The 17104-nt window shown below is 63.7% G+C and carries 15 protein-coding genes; 5 read left to right on the forward strand and 10 right to left on the reverse strand.

Features of this window, described 5'->3' with window-relative positions:
• The first annotated feature begins 21 nt into the window (after nucleotides 1–21).
• Genes SIN08_RS16070 through SIN08_RS16085 form a run of 4 tightly spaced genes read left to right on the forward strand, consistent with a single transcriptional unit; the run spans nucleotide 22 to nucleotide 4115 of the window.
• The gene (locus tag SIN08_RS16070) at nucleotides 22–1479 is read left to right on the forward strand and encodes a Re/Si-specific NAD(P)(+) transhydrogenase subunit alpha (RefSeq protein WP_322449552.1); all 1458 of its coding nucleotides are present in this window, start codon (nucleotides 22–24) and stop codon (nucleotides 1477–1479) included.
• Nucleotides 1479–1895, forward strand: coding sequence for an NAD(P) transhydrogenase subunit alpha (locus SIN08_RS16075; protein ID WP_322449553.1), 417 nt, complete (start codon nucleotides 1479–1481; stop codon nucleotides 1893–1895). Before SIN08_RS16070 ends, SIN08_RS16075 begins: the two co-directional genes overlap by 1 nt.
• 1 nt (nucleotide 1896) lies before the next feature.
• Nucleotides 1897–3294 (forward strand): NAD(P)(+) transhydrogenase (Re/Si-specific) subunit beta, encoded by a 1398-nt coding sequence (locus SIN08_RS16080; protein ID WP_322449554.1) that lies wholly within the window; start codon nucleotides 1897–1899, stop codon nucleotides 3292–3294.
• A 47-nt stretch (nucleotides 3295–3341) separates the two neighbouring features.
• Nucleotides 3342–4115, forward strand: coding sequence for a fumarylacetoacetate hydrolase family protein (locus SIN08_RS16085; protein ID WP_322452613.1), 774 nt, complete (start codon nucleotides 3342–3344; stop codon nucleotides 4113–4115).
• A gap of 192 nt (nucleotides 4116–4307) precedes the next feature.
• Here SIN08_RS16085 and sucD read toward each other — a convergent pair whose 3' ends face one another.
• Complete coding sequence (gene sucD / locus SIN08_RS16090; protein WP_322452614.1) at nucleotides 4308–5189, reverse strand: succinate--CoA ligase subunit alpha; 882 nt, start codon at nucleotides 5187–5189, stop codon at nucleotides 4308–4310.
• Nucleotides 5186–6364, reverse strand: coding sequence for an ADP-forming succinate--CoA ligase subunit beta (gene sucC, locus SIN08_RS16095; protein WP_322452615.1), 1179 nt, complete (start codon nucleotides 6362–6364; stop codon nucleotides 5186–5188). Before sucC ends, sucD begins: the two co-directional genes overlap by 4 nt.
• 312 nt (nucleotides 6365–6676) lie before the next feature.
• Between sucC and SIN08_RS16100 the strand changes: the two genes are divergently transcribed.
• Complete coding sequence (locus SIN08_RS16100) at nucleotides 6677–7069, forward strand: VOC family protein (protein WP_322452616.1); 393 nt, start codon at nucleotides 6677–6679, stop codon at nucleotides 7067–7069.
• 135 nt (nucleotides 7070–7204) lie between these two features.
• Here the strand turns inward: SIN08_RS16100 and frc are convergent, their stop codons facing one another.
• From frc to SIN08_RS16140, 8 genes are all read right to left on the reverse strand, one after another.
• The gene (frc, locus tag SIN08_RS16105) at nucleotides 7205–8479 is read right to left on the reverse strand and encodes a formyl-CoA transferase (protein WP_322452617.1); all 1275 of its coding nucleotides are present in this window, start codon (nucleotides 8477–8479) and stop codon (nucleotides 7205–7207) included.
• 9 nt (nucleotides 8480–8488) lie between these two features.
• Nucleotides 8489–10228 carry an oxalyl-CoA decarboxylase gene (gene oxc / locus SIN08_RS16110; RefSeq protein WP_322452618.1) on the reverse strand — a complete coding sequence of 580 codons (1740 nt, stop codon included), beginning with the start codon at nucleotides 10226–10228 and terminating at the stop codon, nucleotides 8489–8491.
• 648 nt (nucleotides 10229–10876) lie between these two features.
• Nucleotides 10877–11128 (reverse strand): hypothetical protein, encoded by a 252-nt coding sequence (locus SIN08_RS16115; protein WP_322452619.1) that lies wholly within the window; start codon nucleotides 11126–11128, stop codon nucleotides 10877–10879.
• A gap of 250 nt (nucleotides 11129–11378) precedes the next feature.
• Nucleotides 11379–12923: a tripartite tricarboxylate transporter permease gene (locus SIN08_RS16120; protein ID WP_322452620.1), complete on the reverse strand. Its 1545-nt coding sequence runs from the start codon at nucleotides 12921–12923 to the stop codon at nucleotides 11379–11381.
• 80 nt (nucleotides 12924–13003) lie between these two features.
• On the reverse strand, nucleotides 13004–13510 hold the full coding sequence (locus SIN08_RS16125) for a tripartite tricarboxylate transporter TctB family protein (protein ID WP_322452621.1): 507 nt from the start codon (nucleotides 13508–13510) through the stop codon (nucleotides 13004–13006).
• 134 nt (nucleotides 13511–13644) lie between these two features.
• Complete coding sequence (locus SIN08_RS16130; protein WP_322452622.1) at nucleotides 13645–14640, reverse strand: Bug family tripartite tricarboxylate transporter substrate binding protein; 996 nt, start codon at nucleotides 14638–14640, stop codon at nucleotides 13645–13647.
• Between the two features lie 418 nt (nucleotides 14641–15058).
• On the reverse strand, nucleotides 15059–15220 hold the full coding sequence (locus SIN08_RS16135; protein ID WP_322452623.1) for a hypothetical protein: 162 nt from the start codon (nucleotides 15218–15220) through the stop codon (nucleotides 15059–15061).
• A gap of 249 nt (nucleotides 15221–15469) precedes the next feature.
• Nucleotides 15470–16735 (reverse strand): Nramp family divalent metal transporter, encoded by a 1266-nt coding sequence (locus SIN08_RS16140; protein ID WP_322452624.1) that lies wholly within the window; start codon nucleotides 16733–16735, stop codon nucleotides 15470–15472.
• Nucleotides 16736–17104 lie beyond the last annotated feature (369 nt).

Genomic DNA, 17104 nt, shown 5'->3' on the forward strand with positions numbered 1-17104 from the left:
TCCAACGACAAGGAACAGACGGTGGGACAGACGATATTTGTTGGTCGAGAGCGGGCTGCTGGCGAGGGACGTGTTTCGGCTTCGCCGGACACGGTGAAGCGGCTTGTCGGTCTTGGCTTTTCGGTTGTGGTCGAGAAGGGTGCGGGGGTTGCCTCGCGCATTTCCGATGCCGAGTACGAGAAGGCCGGGGCGAAGGTTGGCGCGGCTTCCGATGCCGGCAAGGCCGACGTGGTCTTGAAGGTGCGGCGGCCGGAGGCGGCCGAGGTCAAGGGCTATAAAAAAGGCGCGGTGGTGATCGCCGCCATGGACCCTTACGGCCACGAGGGCGAGGTTGCGGCGCTGGCGAAGGCCGGGCTGACGGCGTTCGCCATGGAGTTCATGCCGCGCATCACGCGGGCGCAGTCGATGGACGTCTTGTCCTCGCAGGCGAACCTTGCCGGCTACCGGGCGGTGATCGATGCGGCGGCGGAATATGACCGGGCGCTGCCGATGATGATGACGGCGGCGGGCACGGTGCCGGCGGCGAAGGTGTTCGTGATGGGCGCCGGCGTGGCCGGCCTGCAGGCGATCGCCACGGCGCGGCGTCTGGGCGCGGTGGTCTCGGCGACCGACGTGCGGGCGGCGGCGGGCGAGCAGGTCGCCTCGCTCGGGGCCAAGTTCGTCATGACCGAGGCCTTGAAGGACGCCTCCGGCGAGGGCGGCTATGCGCGCGAATTGACGGACGAGGAGAAAAAGGCTCAAGGAGAGCTCGTTTCCGGGCACATCGCCAAGCAGGACATCGTGATCACCACGGCGCTGATCCCCGGCCGGCCGGCGCCGAAGCTGGTATCGGCCGAGATGGTCAAGTCCATGCGGGCTGGCTCGGTGATCGTCGATCTGGCGGTCGAGCGCGGCGGCAATGTGGAGGGCGCCAAGCCCGGCGAGGTGGTGACGACGGCGGGCGGGGTGAAGATCCTCGGCCATCTGAACGTGCCGGGCCGGGTGGCGGCCTCGGCCTCGCTTCTTTATGCGCGCAACCTCTATGCCTTCCTGGAGACGCTGGTCGACAAGGAGAAGGGGGCGCTTGCCATCGACTTCGACGACGAGCTGGTCAAGGCGACGCTTCTGACCCATGCGGGCAAGGTGGTGCATCCGAACCTTGCCGAGGCGGCCCCGGCGGCCGGCGGGGCGAAGGGCGGCGCGGCGAAGAAGCCGGCGGGCGCCCAGAGAAGCGCATCCAAGAGAGGCGCAGCCAGGACCGGCACGGCCAGGAGCACGGGCGCCAAGACCGGCACGGCCAAGACCACTACGGCCAAGTCGGGTGCCGCCAAGACGGGGGCATCCGGATCTGGCGCGGCCAAGTCGGACGCCACCAAGTCGGACGCGGCCAAGTCGGACGCGGCCAAGTCGGACGCCGCCAAGCCGAAGCAGACCGCGGCCGGCGCCGCCGCACCCGCCGGGACGGCCGGCAGCACGAACACAACGGGGGGAGAGAACTGATGGAACCCACCGCAGTCGAACGGGCGCTCGAGCAGCTCGAGCGCGCCACGGCGGGCGTGCGCGCCGCCGTCGAGAACTTCGAGGCGGCCGATGCCGCCGGCGCCCTGGCGCACGGCGCCACCGGCGGGGCGGTCGACCCCTTTGTCTTCCGCTTCGCCATCTTCGTTCTGGCGATCTTCGTCGGCTACTACGTGGTGTGGTCGGTCACGCCGGCCCTGCACACGCCTTTGATGAGCGTCACCAACGCCATCTCCTCGGTGATCGTCGTCGGCGCGCTGCTGGCCGTCGGCATCTCGGCCTCGGGGCTGGCGACCGGCTTCGGCTTCGTTGCCCTGGTGCTCGCCTCGGTCAACATCTTCGGCGGCTTCCTGGTGACCAGCCGCATGCTTTCCATGTACAAGAAGAAGGACAAGTGACGTGAACGCCGAGCTTGCTTCCTTCCTCTATCTCGTTTCCGGCATCCTGTTCATCCTGGCGCTCAGGGGCCTGTCGCACCCGACGACCAGCCGGCAGGGCAATTATTTCGGCATGGCGGGCATGGGGATCGCCATCCTGACGACGCTCGCCATCGCCACGCCGTCTGCCGGCGGGCTGGGGCTGATCGTCCTCGGGCTGGCCGCCGGCGGCGGCGCCGGCGCGGTGATCGCCCGGCGCATCCAGATGACCAAGATGCCGCAGCTCGTCGCCGCCTTCCACTCGCTCGTCGGCCTTGCCGCCGTCATGGTGGCGGCGGCCGCGCTCTATTCCCCGGAAAGCTTCGGCATCGGCACGCTGGGCGCCATCCACGCCCAGGCGCTGGTCGAGATGTCGCTCGGCGTGGCGATCGGCGCCATCACCTTCACCGGCTCCATCATCGCCTTTCTGAAGCTCGACGGGCGCATGTCGGGCAAGCCGATCCTCCTGCCGGCCCGCCATGTGGTCAATGCCGGGCTCGGCCTCGCGCTGATCGTGCTGATCGCCCTGCTGGTGACGACCCAGAGCACGACGGTGTTCTGGCTGATCGTCCTGCTGTCGCTGGCCTTGGGTGTCCTGATGATCATCCCGATCGGCGGCGCCGACATGCCGGTGGTGGTCTCGATGCTCAACTCCTATTCGGGCTGGGCGGCGGCCGGCATCGGCTTCACGCTCGGCAATCTGGCGCTGATCATCACCGGGGCGCTGGTCGGCTCGTCGGGCGCGATCCTGTCCTACATCATGTGCAAGGGCATGAACCGCTCCTTCATCTCCGTCATCCTCGGCGGCTTCGGCGGCGAGACTTCCGCCGCGGCGGACGACGGCATCGAGCGCACGGTCAAGCAGGGCTCGGCGGACGATGCGGCCTATCTGATGCAGAATGCCCAGAAGGTGATCATCGTGCCGGGCTACGGCATGGCGGTGGCCCAGGCCCAGCATGCGCTGAGAGAAATGGCCGACAAGCTGAAGGCGGCGGGCGTCGAGGTGAAATACGCCATCCATCCGGTCGCCGGCCGCATGCCCGGGCACATGAACGTGCTTCTGGCCGAGGCCCAGGTTCCTTACGACGAGGTGTTCGAGCTCGAAGACATCAACGCCGAGTTCACCCAGGCCGACATCGCCTACGTGATCGGCGCCAACGACGTCACCAACCCGGCCGCCCGCGACGACAAGGCCTCGCCCATCTACGGCATGCCGATCCTCGACGTCGACAAGGCCCGCACCTGCCTGTTCGTCAAGCGCTCCCTCGGCTCCGGCTACGCCGGCATCGACAACACCCTGTTCTACAAGGACGGAACCATGATGCTGCTCGGCGACGCAAAGAAAATGACCGAGGACATCGTCAAGGCACTCGAACAGTAGGGTGCAAAGCGCAAAACGAACGTGCAACAGCAGGAGGAGGAACCGACATGACCAAATGGGTGCATTTCGAAGACGGCGGCCGGCAGGGTTTCGGCATTCTCGACGGGGATGAGATCGTCCTGCACACCGGAAACCTCTTCGACAATCCGCAACCGACGGACCAGCGCCGGCCGCTCTCGGCTGTGCGGTTGCTCGCACCCTGCCAACCGTCGAAGATCATCGCGCTCTGGAACAATTTCAGCGCGCTCGCGGCAAAGCTCGGCGTCGCCGAGCCGGAAGAACCGCTCTACCTCCTGAAGGCGGTCTCCAGCATCGCCGCGCCCGGCGCCACCATCCGGCGCCCGCCCTCCTACACGGAGCGGGTGGTCTATGAGGGCGAACTCGGCATCGTCATCGGGCGCACCTGCAGCAACGCATCGGAAAGCGAGGCGGCAGCGGCCGTCTTCGGCTACACCTGCGTCAACGACGTGACGGCATCCGACATCATCAGCCGCGACAGCACCTTCGCCCAATGGGCCCGCGCCAAGAGCTTCGACGGGTTCGGCCCCTTCGGACCGGTGATCGCCACCGACATCGATCCCGCAAGCCTTGCCGTCAGGACCGAACTCAATGGCGTGGAGCGGCAGAATTATCCGTTGAGCAACATGATCTTCCCCGTTCCTCGCCTCGTGAGTGCTCTTTCCAAGGACATGACCCTGCTCCCGGGCGATCTCATCTGCTGCGGCACTTCGATCGGCGTCGGCAGCATGAAGGAGCCGAGCAACGAGGTCTCGGTCAGCATCGAGGGAATCGGTACGCTCTCGAACACGTTCGTTCAGTAGCTGTCACTGGTGGAGCCCGCTACCGCGCGCCGCCGTCATTCCGGATGCCGGCGCGCGAGCGACGGCCGTTCGGAATCCATTCCCTGACCTTTCCAGGGTCCGGAATGGGTCCCGGACAAAGCTGCGCTTTCCGGGATGACGCCTGGCAGAGATGTTCCGGCCTCTGCCAGGCGCGTGCCCCGGCTTCCCGCCCTACTGTGTGACCAGCATCGCCTCGCGGATGGTTTCACCAACCAGGTGCGGGCTTTCAGCGATGATCACGCCCGCCTCCCGCAGCGTCCTGATCTTGCTTTCGGCCTCTCCGGTCGCGTCCTGCGCGATGGCGCCGGCGTGGCCCATGCGCCGCTCCGGCGGCGCGTGGCGGCCGACGACGAGCGCCACGACCGGCATGTCAGGCTTCGATTCGGCGATGAAATCAGCCAGTTCCTCCTCCTCGGAACCGCCGATCTCGCCGACCACGACCACGCCCCGCGTATCGGCATCGGCCAGGAACATCTCGAAACAGGCGCGCATGCCGAGCCCGTGAATGACATCGCCGCCGATGCCGACCGTGGTGGACTGGCCGAGCCCGGCCGCCGTGACCTGGGCGGTCACCTCGCTGGTCAGAGAGGCCGAACGCGACAGGATGCCGATGTTGCCGCGGCGCGCGTTGCCGGTGGCCATGACGCCGATCTTGCAGACTTCCGGCGCTAGGATGCCCTGCGTGTTCGGTCCGATGAGGATGGTCGAACTCTGCTTCAGGGCATCGCGCACGCGCAGCATATCGTGCACGGGCACGCGCTCCGTCAAAGCCACAACGAGCGGCATCTCCGCCTCGATCGCCTCGATGATGGCGGCGGCGGCATTGGCCGGCGGCGCGAACACCATGCTGGCATTCGCCCCCGTTTCCGCCATCGCCTCGGCCACGATGTCGTAGACCGGCAGGCTCAGGTGGCGGGTTCCGCCCTTGCCCGGGCGCACCCCGCCAACGATCTTCGTGCCGTATTCGAGCATGACCGCCGAGTAGTGTGTGCCGGCCCGCCCGGTCATTCCCTGGCAGATCACCCTGGTGTTCTCGTCGACGAGAATGGTCATGACCGCCCTCCCCTTTCCTCGGCAATGGCGACCGCCCGGGTCACCGCGCTCCACATATCGGGACAATCGATGACGTCGCAGCCGAAATTGGCGAAGCGAAAGCGCGCATATTCGGCATTGTTCCCGGCCAGGCGCACGACCGTCGGGCAGGAGCGGCCCGTGCGCCGCATGGCGACACCCAGCCCGTCGGCAATCGTATCGCAGGGTTGCATGCCGCCGCCATGAACATTGACCAGGATCGCCCTCACTGCAGGGTTGTCGAGGAGCAGCGCAAAGCCGTGAGCAACGTCGAGGCTGGTCGCCGTGGTGCGGATGTCCATGAAATTCGCCGGCCGGCCATTGGCGGCGCGCACCATGTCGAGCGTCGCCAGGCCCAGCCCGGCCCCGTTCGCAACCAGGCCGATATCGCCGTCCATGCGGACATAATTGAGCTGCCGGTTCTGCGCCACGAGCTCTATCTCGTCGCTCTCGTGATCGTCGCGCAGGGCAGCGAGCTCGGGATGGCGGAAGAGCGCGTTGTCGTCCACCGTCATCTTGGCGTCCAGCGCCACGAATGCATCGTCTTCTGTGATCGCCAGCGGGTTGAGCTCGATCAGCACGGCGTCCAGCTCCGTGAAGGCCTTTCGAAGCTGTTCGACCAAGGCGACGAAGGAGGAAAGCTGGCGCTGCTCCAGACCGAGCTTGCCGCCCAACTCCGCCACCTCGTCTTGCAGCGACGAGGAGGGCACCAGTGGCAGGCGTTCCAGCCGGGCGCTGCCCTCCCGCACCTTGTCCTCGATCTCGACGCCGCCATCCGCGCCGGCAAGCAGGGTGATCTGTGCAGCGCGCGCATCGATGAAAAGCGAGAGATAGAGGCTCCGCAGCGGTCTCAAGGCGGTCTCGACAAGCACACGCCGGACCGCGTAGCCGGCCGGGCCCGTCTGCTCCGTGGTGATGCGCTGCCCGAGCAGATCCTCCGCCGCCTGCGCCGCCTCGGCGGCAGTGGCGACGAGGCGCACCGCATTCGCACGACCGCGTCCGCCCGCCTGGATTTGCGCCTTGACCGCTAAGGGACCACCGCCGATCTCGTCGGCGGCGCGGCGCGCATCCTGTGCCGTCAGCGCGACATGCCCTTCCGGCACCGTGATCCCGTAGCCCGCGAGCAGGGCCTTGGATTGGAATTCGTGCAGCCTCATGCGTCTCCTCCTGTCCAAGGGGTTGAATCCCGTCGGTGCCCGGTCGGACAGACGCGATGCTGCGCATATCCGATGTGGCATACATAATGCCAATTGATTTAATGCGTGTCAATCGGAACCGGTGGTGCGGTGTCGGCCCAACCATGGAACAGACGCGCCGTTGCGACCATTTCTGTTTCGATCGCTGGCGCACGAATATTCGCCGTAACGGAAACTCCTCTTGGAGGGGTATGCACCCCGACCATCCGGTTTCAGCTTCCGAGGTCAAAACCTGGGCAACCCTTGAAAGGAACAGATCACAAGGAGGGTGACATGGCTATCGATTTCAATCACACGATCCTGTGGGCCCGTAACAGCAAGGCATCAGCAAAATTCCTGGCGGAAATGCTCGGCCTTCCACCTCCGCGGCACTGGGGACCTTTCCAGATGGTCACGACTGAAAACGGTGCCGACCTCGATTATGCGAACGCCGACGGCGAGATCAAACCGCAGCACTATGCCTTCCTCGTCGGTGAATCCGAGTTTGACGAAATCTTCGGTCGCATCCGTGAAAGGAATCTCCCGTATTGGGCTGATCCCGGCCGGGTGCAGCAGGGCGAGATCAACCACCATGATGGCGGCCGCGGGGTCTATTTCGAGGACCCGAATGGTCATCTCCTCGAGATCATTACACGTCAATATGGCAGCGGCGGCTGGAACCCATGAGGCCCGGTGAGACGCTCAACGTCCGACGTCGCTATGGTGACGATGGCGGCCGCACCAGCAGAATTTGTGCAGAAAGAAAAAAGCGGCGGCACCCGCAGGTACCGCCGCCAATATGCCCCGGGGAGGCAGGACAGATTATTCGGCCGCCAGCCGGCGCGGCGCACCGATTGCGCCGCTCTTCTGCAGTTCCTCGACGGTCTGGTCGTCGAATTGAAGGACTTCGCGCAGGATCTCCTCCGTGTGTTCGCCGAGAAGCGGCGAACGCACCACGTCGGTGGGGCTTTCCGACAGCTTGATCGGGTTGCCTACCGACAGGTACTTCCCGCGGGCGGGGTGCTCCACCTCGACGACGGTGCCGGTCTCGCGCAACGAGGCGTCCTCGGCCAGTTCCTTCATGGAGAGGATCGGGCCGCAGGGAATGTCCCGCGCATTGAGGATCTCCATGGCCTCGAACTTCTCCCTCGTCGAGGTCCACGCCTCGATGCGCTCGAAGACCTCGTTGAGACGCGGCAGGCGTGCCTCGGGAGTCGCATAGTCGGGATTGGTCTTCCAGTCCGGCTCGCCGATCACATCGCAGATCGCCTCCCAGACCGGGGCCTGGGTGATGAAATAGATGTAGGCGTTCGGGTCCGTCTCCCACCCCTTGCATTTGAGAATACGGCCGGGCTGGCCGCCGCCCGAATCATTGCCGGCGCGCGGTACCGTGTCGCCGAAGGGGATGCCTTCGCCGTACTGGCTGTACTCCTTGAGCGGCCCGTGCGCCAGGCGCTGCTGGTCGCGCATTTTGACCCGGCAAAGATTCAACACGCCATCCTGCATGGCCACGGAGACCTTCTGCCCCCGCCCGGACTTGGTGCGCTGAAACAGCGCGGCAACGATGCCCAGGCACAGATGCAGGCCGGTGCCCGAATCGCCGATCTGCGCGCCCGTTACCAGCGGCACACCGTCCCGGAAACCGGTTGTCGAGGCCGCCCCGCCCGTGCACTGCGCGACGTTCTCATAAACTTTGCAATCGGCATAGGGGCCGGGGCCGAAGCCTTTGATCGAGGCCAGGATCATCGCCGGGTTCAGCTCCTGGATGCGCTCCCAGGAAAAACCCATGCGATCCAGCGCCCCGGGGGCGAAGTTCTCCACCATCACGTCGCACTGCTCGATCAGGGCCGCGAGCACCGCTTTGCCCCGCTCATTCTTCGTATCGAGCGTGATCGAGCGCTTGTTGTGGTTGAGCATGGTGAAATACAGGCTGTCGGCATCGGCCAGGTCGCGCAGCTGGCCGCGCGTGATATCGCCAATGCCGGGACGCTCGACCTTGATCACGTCGGCGCCAAACCAGGCCAGCAGCTGCGTGCAGGTCGGACCCGACTGAACGTGTGTGAAATCGAGGATGCGGACGCCTTCAAGCGCTTTCATCGGATGCTCCTACTTCTTCTTGACCGTGCTTTGCGGATTGAGGTTGCCGATACGGCCGCTTTCGGTACCAGCCGCCGGATCGATGGCGGCGTTGATGAGAGTCGGCTTGCCGGAGTCCATCGCATCACTGACGGCGCGATAAAGCTCGTCGGGGGTCGTTACGTGCACGCCGACGCCGCCGAAGGCATCCATCATCTTGTCGTAGCGCGCGTCCTTGACGAAGACGGTCGGCGCGGCATCCTCCCCGCCGACCGGATTGACGTCGGTGCCGCGGTAGATGCCGTTGTTGTTGAAGATGACGATACACACCGGCAGGTTGTAGCGGCAGATCGTCTCCACCTCCATGCCGCAGAAGCCGAAGGCGGAATCGCCCTCCACCGCAAGCACCGGCTTGCCGGTCTCGATCGCCGCGGCGACGGCGAACCCCATGCCGATGCCCATGACACCCCAGGTGCCGACGTCGAGCCGTTTGCGCGGCTGGTACATGTCGATGACGCCGCGGGCGAGGTCGAGTGTGTTGGCGCCCTCGTTGACGAGGATCGCATCCGGCCGCTCCTTGATGACGGTGCGCAGTGCACCGAGCGCCCCGTGGAAGTCCATGGGCGACGAGTTCTTCTTCAGGCGCAACGCCATCTTGCCGATGTTCTCTTCCTTTTTGGCATTGATGGCGTTGATCCAATCCGTCGGCGGCGCGGGCCAATTGTCTCCCAGCCCCTCAAGCAGGGCCGAAACGCAGGAGCCGATATCGCCGACGACCGGGGCGACGATCTCGACATTCGAGTCCATCTCCTTCGGCTCGATGTCGATCTGGATGAATTTCTTCGAGCCGGGCTCGCCCCAGGACTTGCCCTTGCCGTGTGACAGAAGCCAGTTGAGACGGGCGCCGATCAGCATCACGACGTCGGAATTCTTCAACGCCAAGGAACGAGCGGGCCCTGCCGATTTCGGATGCGTATCGGGCAACAGGCCCTTGGCCATGCTCATTTGCAGGAAGGGCACGCCGCTCTTCTCGACCAAAGCGCGGATTTCCTTATCGGCCTGGGCATAGGCAGCGCCCTTGCCAAGGATGATCAGCGGACGTTCCGCGCCCTTGAGCACGTCGAGCGCGCGTTTGACGGCGGACGGTGCAGGAAGCTGTGCCGGTGCCGGGTCGATGACCTTGACAAGCGACCGCTGCCCGGCTTCCGCCTCCAACGTCTGCGGAAGGAGTTTCGCGGGAAGGTCGAGGTAGACGCCACCCGGGCGCCCCGAGACGGCGGCGCGGATCGCGCGTGCCACGCCGATGCCGATGTCCTCAGCATGCAGCACGCGGAAGGCGGCCTTGCAGAAGGGCTTGGCGATGGCGAGCTGGTCCATTTCCTCGTAGTCGCCCTGCTGCAGGTCGACGATCTCACGCTCGGAGGAGCCTGAGATCAGGATCATCGGGAAACAGTTGGTGGTGGCATTGGCCAGCGCAGTGAGGCCGTTGAGGAAGCCGGGGGCCGAGACGGTCAAGCAGATGCCGGGCTTCTTCGTCAGAAAGCCTGCAACCGAGGCTGCATAGCCGGCATGCTGCTCATGCCGGAAAGAGATGACGCGCATCCCCTCGGCCTGCGCCATGCGGCCGAGATCCGTGATCGGAATGCCGGGCACACCATAGATCGTGTCGATTCCGTTGAGCTTTAGTGCGTCGATGATGAGATGGAAACCATCCGTCAACTCCGGCTCTACGTCGGCCGCCGGCGATTCAACCATTGTGACGGTCGTCATGAATATGCTCCTCCTGTTGAACTCACCCCTGCCCCGCGCCCCTCTTTTTCCCTGTCGAGCGGTACGAGGCGGTTCCGGCAAGCTGAAGGTCCGGGTGTCGGCTCACCTTTTGGCGGTCAAGTTCCAATACCACGGGCGTGCGCCCTGAAGCCTGGCACGCAAAAAGCGGCGACCCCCTCCCTTCCGCATCTCGCCGCGGCGAACGCGCCGCCGTACAAGAAACCGGTCTTCGAGCATGCCCGTCGACGGGCACGCTTCTCCTCATTCTCTGGCATAATAAATACCAAAAGTCAAACGCGGATGACCGGAAATCAACATGGCAAGCCGCCGCACGCGCGACCTCTTCAGGGCCCTCACGCACACCTTTAGACACAATGGCGGAGGGACCTTTCCGACACGCGTTTTCGCCGCTCATCTCAGGACAAGCGTGCTGCCGAAAGGTTCCGGGCAGTATGAAATCCGGGGAGTGCTCCAGCGCTGCGCGCGGTCCTGATGTTCCGGCGCGCCAGCTCCTACTTGCAGGTTGGCGCCCCGGCAATTCTGCCAGAATGCGGGCAAGCAAAAACCCCTCCTCCCGCGACGCGGGAAAGGAGGGGTTCTGATATGTCATGGCCGTCGGGCGGCGCTCGGAAATCCGTGCGCGGAACGTTATGCCCGGTGGCGCGAACCGGCGGGCCAAAACGCGCCGGGGGTAAAATTGGTATGATGCATCGCGCGCTTCAGCGCCGAGCCGAGCGAGAAGCCGTGATCCAGCCACCGGCGATCCCGCATGGAAAGAGTTTCGACATTGCAATGCGTCTTCATCGTGCTCTCCTGAAACATTGCGAGCCACCATCGGCTCATTCCCGATGGCGCTGACATAATGCGCTTGCCCGTAATTTTGTATACCAGATGCTGCATAGCACCTTCGCGTTTGCGGCATAGCTCATTCGTCCTTCATGATTCAAGAAGCATTTTCAAACACTTGTTCTATAAAACAGGTTTGTTGCATCGCAAATTTTCTACAATTTTTCGCTGTATGAACGGCCTCTTCTGCTCGAATAGCGGCAAACTGGCATGTTGGAACGCGAAGAGAATGGCCCTCGCGGAAGCAAGGCGGCTGCCGCTTGGTAGCGGCAGCCGTTTGCGGGCAGGTTCCTGCGCTGGGTCCTCAGCCTTGCGACTCGCCGCCATGGGCGGGGACGGCCCCGTTTCCGGCACGCCGCGTACGCCACCAGCGCGCCACGAAGGGATACACGAAGAGCAGCGCCGCCACGGCCATGAATGTCCCCGAAAGGGGCCGTCCGAAAAAGATGAACGGATCGCCCTGCGAGGACAAGAGGGACTGGCGCAGAGACTGCTCGGCCAGCGGCCCGAGGACGATGGCCAGGACGGCCGGGGCGACGGGATAGTCGAGCTTGCGCAGCAGATAACCCGCGACACCGAACAGCAGCATCAGCCATATATCGTGCAAGGTCTGGGTCGGCGCGTAACCGCCGACGATGCACAGCACGAAGATGACCGGCGCCAGGATGGTGAACTTGAGCGTCAGCACCCGCACGAAGACGGGAATGAGGGCGATGTTGAAAAGCACGCTGGCCAGATTGGCGAAGTAGAGCGAGCCGACGAGCCCCCACACGAAATCCGGGTGCTCCGTGAACAGGAGCGGGCCCGGCCGCAGGCCCCAGATGATCATGCCGCCGAGCAGGATCGCCGTTGTCGGCGAGCCCGGGATTCCCAGCGTGATCATCGGAAGCATCGAGCCGGTGGAGGCGGCGTTGTTCGCCGCCTCGGGCGCCGCCACGCCCCTGATGTTGCCCTTGCCAAAGCTGTCGGGATCCTTCGACAGCGCCTTCGTCATGCCGTAGGCCATGAGCGAGCCCGGCGTGGCGCCGGCCGCCGGCAGGATGCCGACGAAATAGCCGAGCAAGCTGCTGAGGCTGGCGGGCACGAGATATTCCTTGATACGCCCCAGATGCTCCCTGATCGACTGCCACCCCGCGCGCACGCGGTGAACCTGGACGTCGCCCTTGGTCTGCTCCAGCGTCCACAGCATCTCGCCGATGCCGTAGATGCCGATCGCCAGCACGAGGAAGTTCACCCCGTGGAAGAAGCCCGGCAGATCGAAGAAGATGAGACGCGGCTTGCCCGAGATGATGTCGAGGCCGACGGTCGCCAGTACCAGGCCGACAACGATGGATGTGATGGTCTTGGCAATGTCATCGCCGCCGAGCCCGACGAAGGTCGCAAAAGCCAGCATCATCAGGGCGAATTCCTCCGCCGGCCCGAATTTGAGCGCGAAGGCGGCAAGCGGCGGAGCGAACAACGTAAACAGCACCACCGAGATGGTGCCGCCGATAAAGGAGGCTATGGCCGCGGTCAGTAGCGCCTGGTCGGCCCTTCCGGCCTGCGCCATCGGTCGTCCGTCGAAGACGGTTGCCACCGCCGTCGAGGAGCCGGGAATACCCAGCGTGATGGACGAGACCGCGCCGCCGTACATGGCACCGTAATAGACGGCTGCAAGGAAGATAATGGCTGCGTCGGGCGGCACGAGAAAGGTGACGGGCAGCAGGATCGCCACCCCGTTGACCGAGCCCAGCCCGGGCATCGCTCCGACGAACAAGCCGATCAGGCAGCCGATGATGAGCATGGTCAGATTGACCGGTTGAAGGGCATCGGCGAGACCGCCCATAAGGGGAATGAGGATCGATTCCATTGCCTTTACCTTTGTGTTCTGATCTGCGGCCGCCCGGCATCAAGACGTGCGGCGGCCTCTATTCGCAGACAGTGCATGGGTCAGTAGATCAGCTGGTAGATCGGGTAGAAGAGAGGTTGGGTAATCCCTTTCGGCAGCGGAATCGTCATAAGGTATTCAAAGAAGAAGAAGACGAATATCGGGATGAACAGCGTCAGACCAACCGAAACCCCCCATGAGTGGCCGCCCAAGATTCTCAGGTAGAAGAAAAGGAATGCTATCAGCGAGACGTAGAGCCCGAAATAGGAGGACCCCAGGATCAAGAAGAAGAGCGCCGCCACCGTCGTGCCGACGATCTGCACCGTCTCCCGGTCCATGAATTGTTCGGTCGAGCGGGATTGCGGGGTGGCGCCGAAGAAGCAACGCGCCAAAGTCGCGAGGCTCGACAGAAGCATCACGAAGGAAAGCCAGAAGGGCCAGAAGCCCGAGCCGGGACCCGCACCCGACACCCAGCCTATCGACAGGCCGTCCGTGCTCTTCCACATCAGCCCGAGGGCAGCCAAACTCAGCAAAATCGCCGCAGTAAACTCAGCCGTACGAACGGTCATGACACCTCCTCCCAGAACTCGGCAATGTCGTCGGGCGCCGGGAGCATCGGATCAAGCGTGCCTTGACGATGCCCCCGGTGGCTACGCCGGGGACTTCCCTTGAAGGGAAGTCCCGCCCATCGATGGCGCCGCCGTCACTCGCTGGTGATCGCCGCGGCCCCGACCTGCTCGATGAGTGCCTTGTGGCGAGCCAGCTGCTCGTTGTGGAACTGGCCCAGGTCCTCCCCGCTTGAAAACTCATTGCAGGTCAGACCGTCTGACTCGCAGAAGTCCTGCCATTCCTCGGAATTGAAGATTTCCTCGAACAGCGCGATGTACCACTCCTGCGCTTCCGGAGACATTCCCGGAGGACCGTTCACGGAACGCTGCATGTAGTAGACCAGATCGTGCCCGAGCTCCTTGGCGGTGGGCACATCGGGGAAGGATTCCATCCGCTCGTCGGTGAACTGGACAAGCGGCTTGCTCTGGCCGGCGCGCCAGAACTCCATCTGCTCGGCCGGATTGTTGACGGTGGTCATGATGTGCTTGCCGACGAGGCTCTTGGCCACGTCGCCGCCACCGGGGAACGGGATGTAGGTGACGTCGGTATCGAACTCCGCCTCGAGCATGGCGAAAAGGATGGAATCTTCCTGGCCGGTCCCGGTGCCGCCGACCTTCCAGTCCTTTTTCATCTCCGCCACCTGCTCGCCCCAGGTCTCGAAATCCGAGATCTCGGAATCGGCCGGCACCCACAGCAGGAACGTGTCGATCGCCATGCGGGCGACCGGCGTGAACTCGGAAATGTCGACGCCGAGGCCCTCCTGCACCAACGGGGTGGTGTAGAAGCTGTTCAAGGTGACGAGAAGCGTGTGATCGTCGCCCGCCTTGTCCTTCATGTAGCGCAGCGCCTCGGCGCCCGAACCGCCGGCCTTGTTGATCGGGATGAAGGGCATCGGCGAGAGGTCCTTCTTCTCGATCAGGCCCTGCATCAGCCGGGCGATCTGGTCGGCGCCACCGCCGGTTCCCGCCATGATGATGAATTCAACCGGCCTTTGCGGTTGCCAATCCGCCGCCAGAGTCGGGGTGGTGGCCACGGAGGCCGCCCCCAGGGACAACGCCAGCCCCAGGCCATACGATTTCAACTTTACCATCGATTTCCTCCCGTTGGTCTGAGCGCATCGAAACAGAGGGCTGTTCTCCTCCCCCTCCGCAGCGAACGCTCGACTACCTATGGCATTTTGTATGCCAACATAGATGTCACATTAAGCTCATCCCAAAGTCAAGACCCAAAGTATTGTGCAACGCATCATCACGCCGGAAAGCGCCGTCTACTTTCCGTTTGCGGGATTTTTCCTGACGTTTGATTTTAGTATGGGAATGCCCTCATCTCCGAGGTGCCCGCGCCGGCACGCGACAGCGGCTCAGCGGTGCCATCCGCCAGAGCCGCAGGCCCTTCCGGCAAGAGGCAAAAATGCCATGGTTTTGCTCGGACGAGAATAGAAAAAGCCCCGCCGGATCGGACGGGGCTTTCTGCTGGCACGCACGGTCCGCGCGACCGTTTGAAAGGTGTTACTTGCGGCGGCGCGAGGGGGCCGGCCAGGGCGCGCCCATGACGATATTTTCCCGGTTCGACATCTGCCTGAAGAAGCGGGCAACGCCGTGGCCGAACGAACGCCACCAGGACTCCTTGTACGGTACGCTGATGCTGTCAGCCTTGTAGTGCATGTTCATGGTGTTCTCCTTGGGAGGATATCCGGCCGCCGCGCGGCCCTGAATGACACATCCTCCACATAGGCCGTGTGATCGTAATTTTGTATGCCAGATCTCGCATACCACCTTCGCACTTGCAGCATAGCTAGGACGGCCTTTCACCCGCGGGTCGAATCGGTTCCGCTGGCGAATCTCATTCAGGCGCAGCGCAAAAAAATTGGGCCCGCGGAGCGGGCCCAATTCTGTGGATCTCTCCGGTCGCTCGGCTGCTCAGCTCAAGAACTGCAGATACAGAACGTAGAGGCTGAGGATCGCAAGACCCGCCGTGCCCGCCCAGGCCCAGGCGAACATGAACTTCGACGGCAAGAACTCGAGGTCAGGACCCGTGAAGTTGTCCTTGATCGCCCTGATGTTCATCCAGAACAGAAGAGGCGAGAACAGGAGGGCGAGGACCGAGGCGATCTGCACCACGAAGATCGGGCGGGGCAAGCCGTAGATGATCGCCGTGCCGGCCACGATCCAGAGGATCTGGAATCCCCGGTAGAGGAGCATGCGTGTCCGCTCATCGTCCCACGACCGCCGCAGGCGGACGCAGCACTCCTCGAAGATGCGCGCCTGGCCGTCGAAATAGGTGAAGACGGTCGAGAACAGCGCCGCAACGCCGCCGGCGATGATGATCGGGAAGATCCAGGCGCCGAAGGTGTCGGTATAGATGCGGGCGATGGTAAGGCCCATCTCACGGCTTTCCGGCACCAGCCCGATCGGATTCAGGACGACCGCACCGACGATCAGGAAGGCCATACCCGTCACCATCGAGACGATGTAGCTGATGTTCATGTCGCGCTTGAAGAGCTTCATGTAGTTGCGCATGTAGCTCGGAGCCAGATTGACTTTGTAGCCCTGCCGCTCCAGCTCGCGCACCTTCACCATGCCCGATTTTTTGTCCACGGCCCAGTTGGACTGCATAGGCGCCACTTCGACGGTGGTGGGGAAGTAGCCGAACATGGCCCCGAACAGGAGCGCGGCACCGACCGGCGGAAGCGTCGGCAGGAGGCGCGTCATGTATTCGGCCGGGTTCGGCGCCTGCAGGAGGAAGGCTGTTAGGGAAGCCAGGGCGAAGACGATGATCGCCAGCTTCACGGCACTTTCGAGGGCTGCATATTTGCCCGCCCACAGAATGCCGACACATGTGACCAGGATCACGATCGCCCATACCTGAAGGGAAAGAAACGGAAACGCCGCCCACAGCAGCGCCGCGCAGCCCAGAGCTCTCCCCGCAATGCCGAACGTGTTCGCCAGTGACTGGAAACCCAGATACCACAATGGCCATTTGCCGAAACGCTCATAAGCCTCCATGATGCTTTCGCCGCGGACCAGCGTGTAGCGATGAGCGAACTCGAAAGCGCAGTACTTCAACAGATAGGCCACTGGAATGATCCACAGGAGCGCGTAGCCGTATTGGGCGCCTGCCGTCGGTGCATGCATGAGATGGCTGGCGCCGATGCCGGTCATGGCGGCGGCGATGCCGGGGCCCATTGCCTTCCAGGTATCCCTGACTCCCGTCCCAGGGGCGTGCAGGTTTACGACCTGATTCCTTCCCGGAAGCTCCGCGTCGGCGACGCCCTTCGCGCCACTTCCATAGGCGGCTGCTTCCGATGATGACGTTGAATTCATATGTCGAATCCCTCCTCCAAAACTACCATTCCAGTCGCGACAGGCTTCCTCCGCAACGGCTTACATTTGGCATAATGTATTCCTTATGCCAGAAAAGCAATGCCCTTTCGACTTGATGCGATTTTCGCCGCCCCGGTAAACGGCCGCCTGCTGGAAGTTAGGAGTTGACAGGCTCCCCTTCTGGAATACAAAATACCAGAACATCAAAAATGGCGGCTTCCAGGCAGTTGT

It is taken from the genome of Chelativorans sp. M5D2P16 (genome assembly GCF_034427935.1).
Classification (GTDB): domain Bacteria; phylum Pseudomonadota; class Alphaproteobacteria; order Rhizobiales; family Rhizobiaceae; genus Chelativorans.

Coding starts and splice junctions, on each gene's coding strand:
- SIN08_RS16075 (WP_322449553.1), top strand. CDS start 1,479: ATGGAACCCACCGCAGTCGAACGGGCGCTCGAGCAGCTCGAGCGCGCC.
- SIN08_RS16085 (WP_322452613.1), top strand. CDS start 3,342: ATGACCAAATGGGTGCATTTCGAAGACGGCGGCCGGCAGGGTTTCGGC.
- sucD (WP_322452614.1), bottom strand. CDS start 5,189: ATGACCATTCTCGTCGACGAGAACACCAGGGTGATCTGCCAGGGAATG.
- sucC (WP_322452615.1), bottom strand. CDS start 6,364: ATGAGGCTGCACGAATTCCAATCCAAGGCCCTGCTCGCGGGCTACGGG.
- SIN08_RS16100 (WP_322452616.1), top strand. CDS start 6,677: ATGGCTATCGATTTCAATCACACGATCCTGTGGGCCCGTAACAGCAAG.
- frc (WP_322452617.1), bottom strand. CDS start 8,479: ATGAAAGCGCTTGAAGGCGTCCGCATCCTCGATTTCACACACGTTCAG.
- oxc (WP_322452618.1), bottom strand. CDS start 10,228: ATGACGACCGTCACAATGGTTGAATCGCCGGCGGCCGACGTAGAGCCG.
- SIN08_RS16115 (WP_322452619.1), bottom strand. CDS start 11,128: ATGCAGCATCTGGTATACAAAATTACGGGCAAGCGCATTATGTCAGCG.
- SIN08_RS16120 (WP_322452620.1), bottom strand. CDS start 12,923: ATGGAATCGATCCTCATTCCCCTTATGGGCGGTCTCGCCGATGCCCTT.
- SIN08_RS16125 (WP_322452621.1), bottom strand. CDS start 13,510: ATGACCGTTCGTACGGCTGAGTTTACTGCGGCGATTTTGCTGAGTTTG.
- SIN08_RS16130 (WP_322452622.1), bottom strand. CDS start 14,640: ATGGTAAAGTTGAAATCGTATGGCCTGGGGCTGGCGTTGTCCCTGGGG.
- SIN08_RS16135 (WP_322452623.1), bottom strand. CDS start 15,220: ATGAACATGCACTACAAGGCTGACAGCATCAGCGTACCGTACAAGGAG.
- SIN08_RS16140 (WP_322452624.1), bottom strand. CDS start 16,735: ATGGGCCCCGGCATCGCCGCCGCCATGACCGGCATCGGCGCCAGCCAT.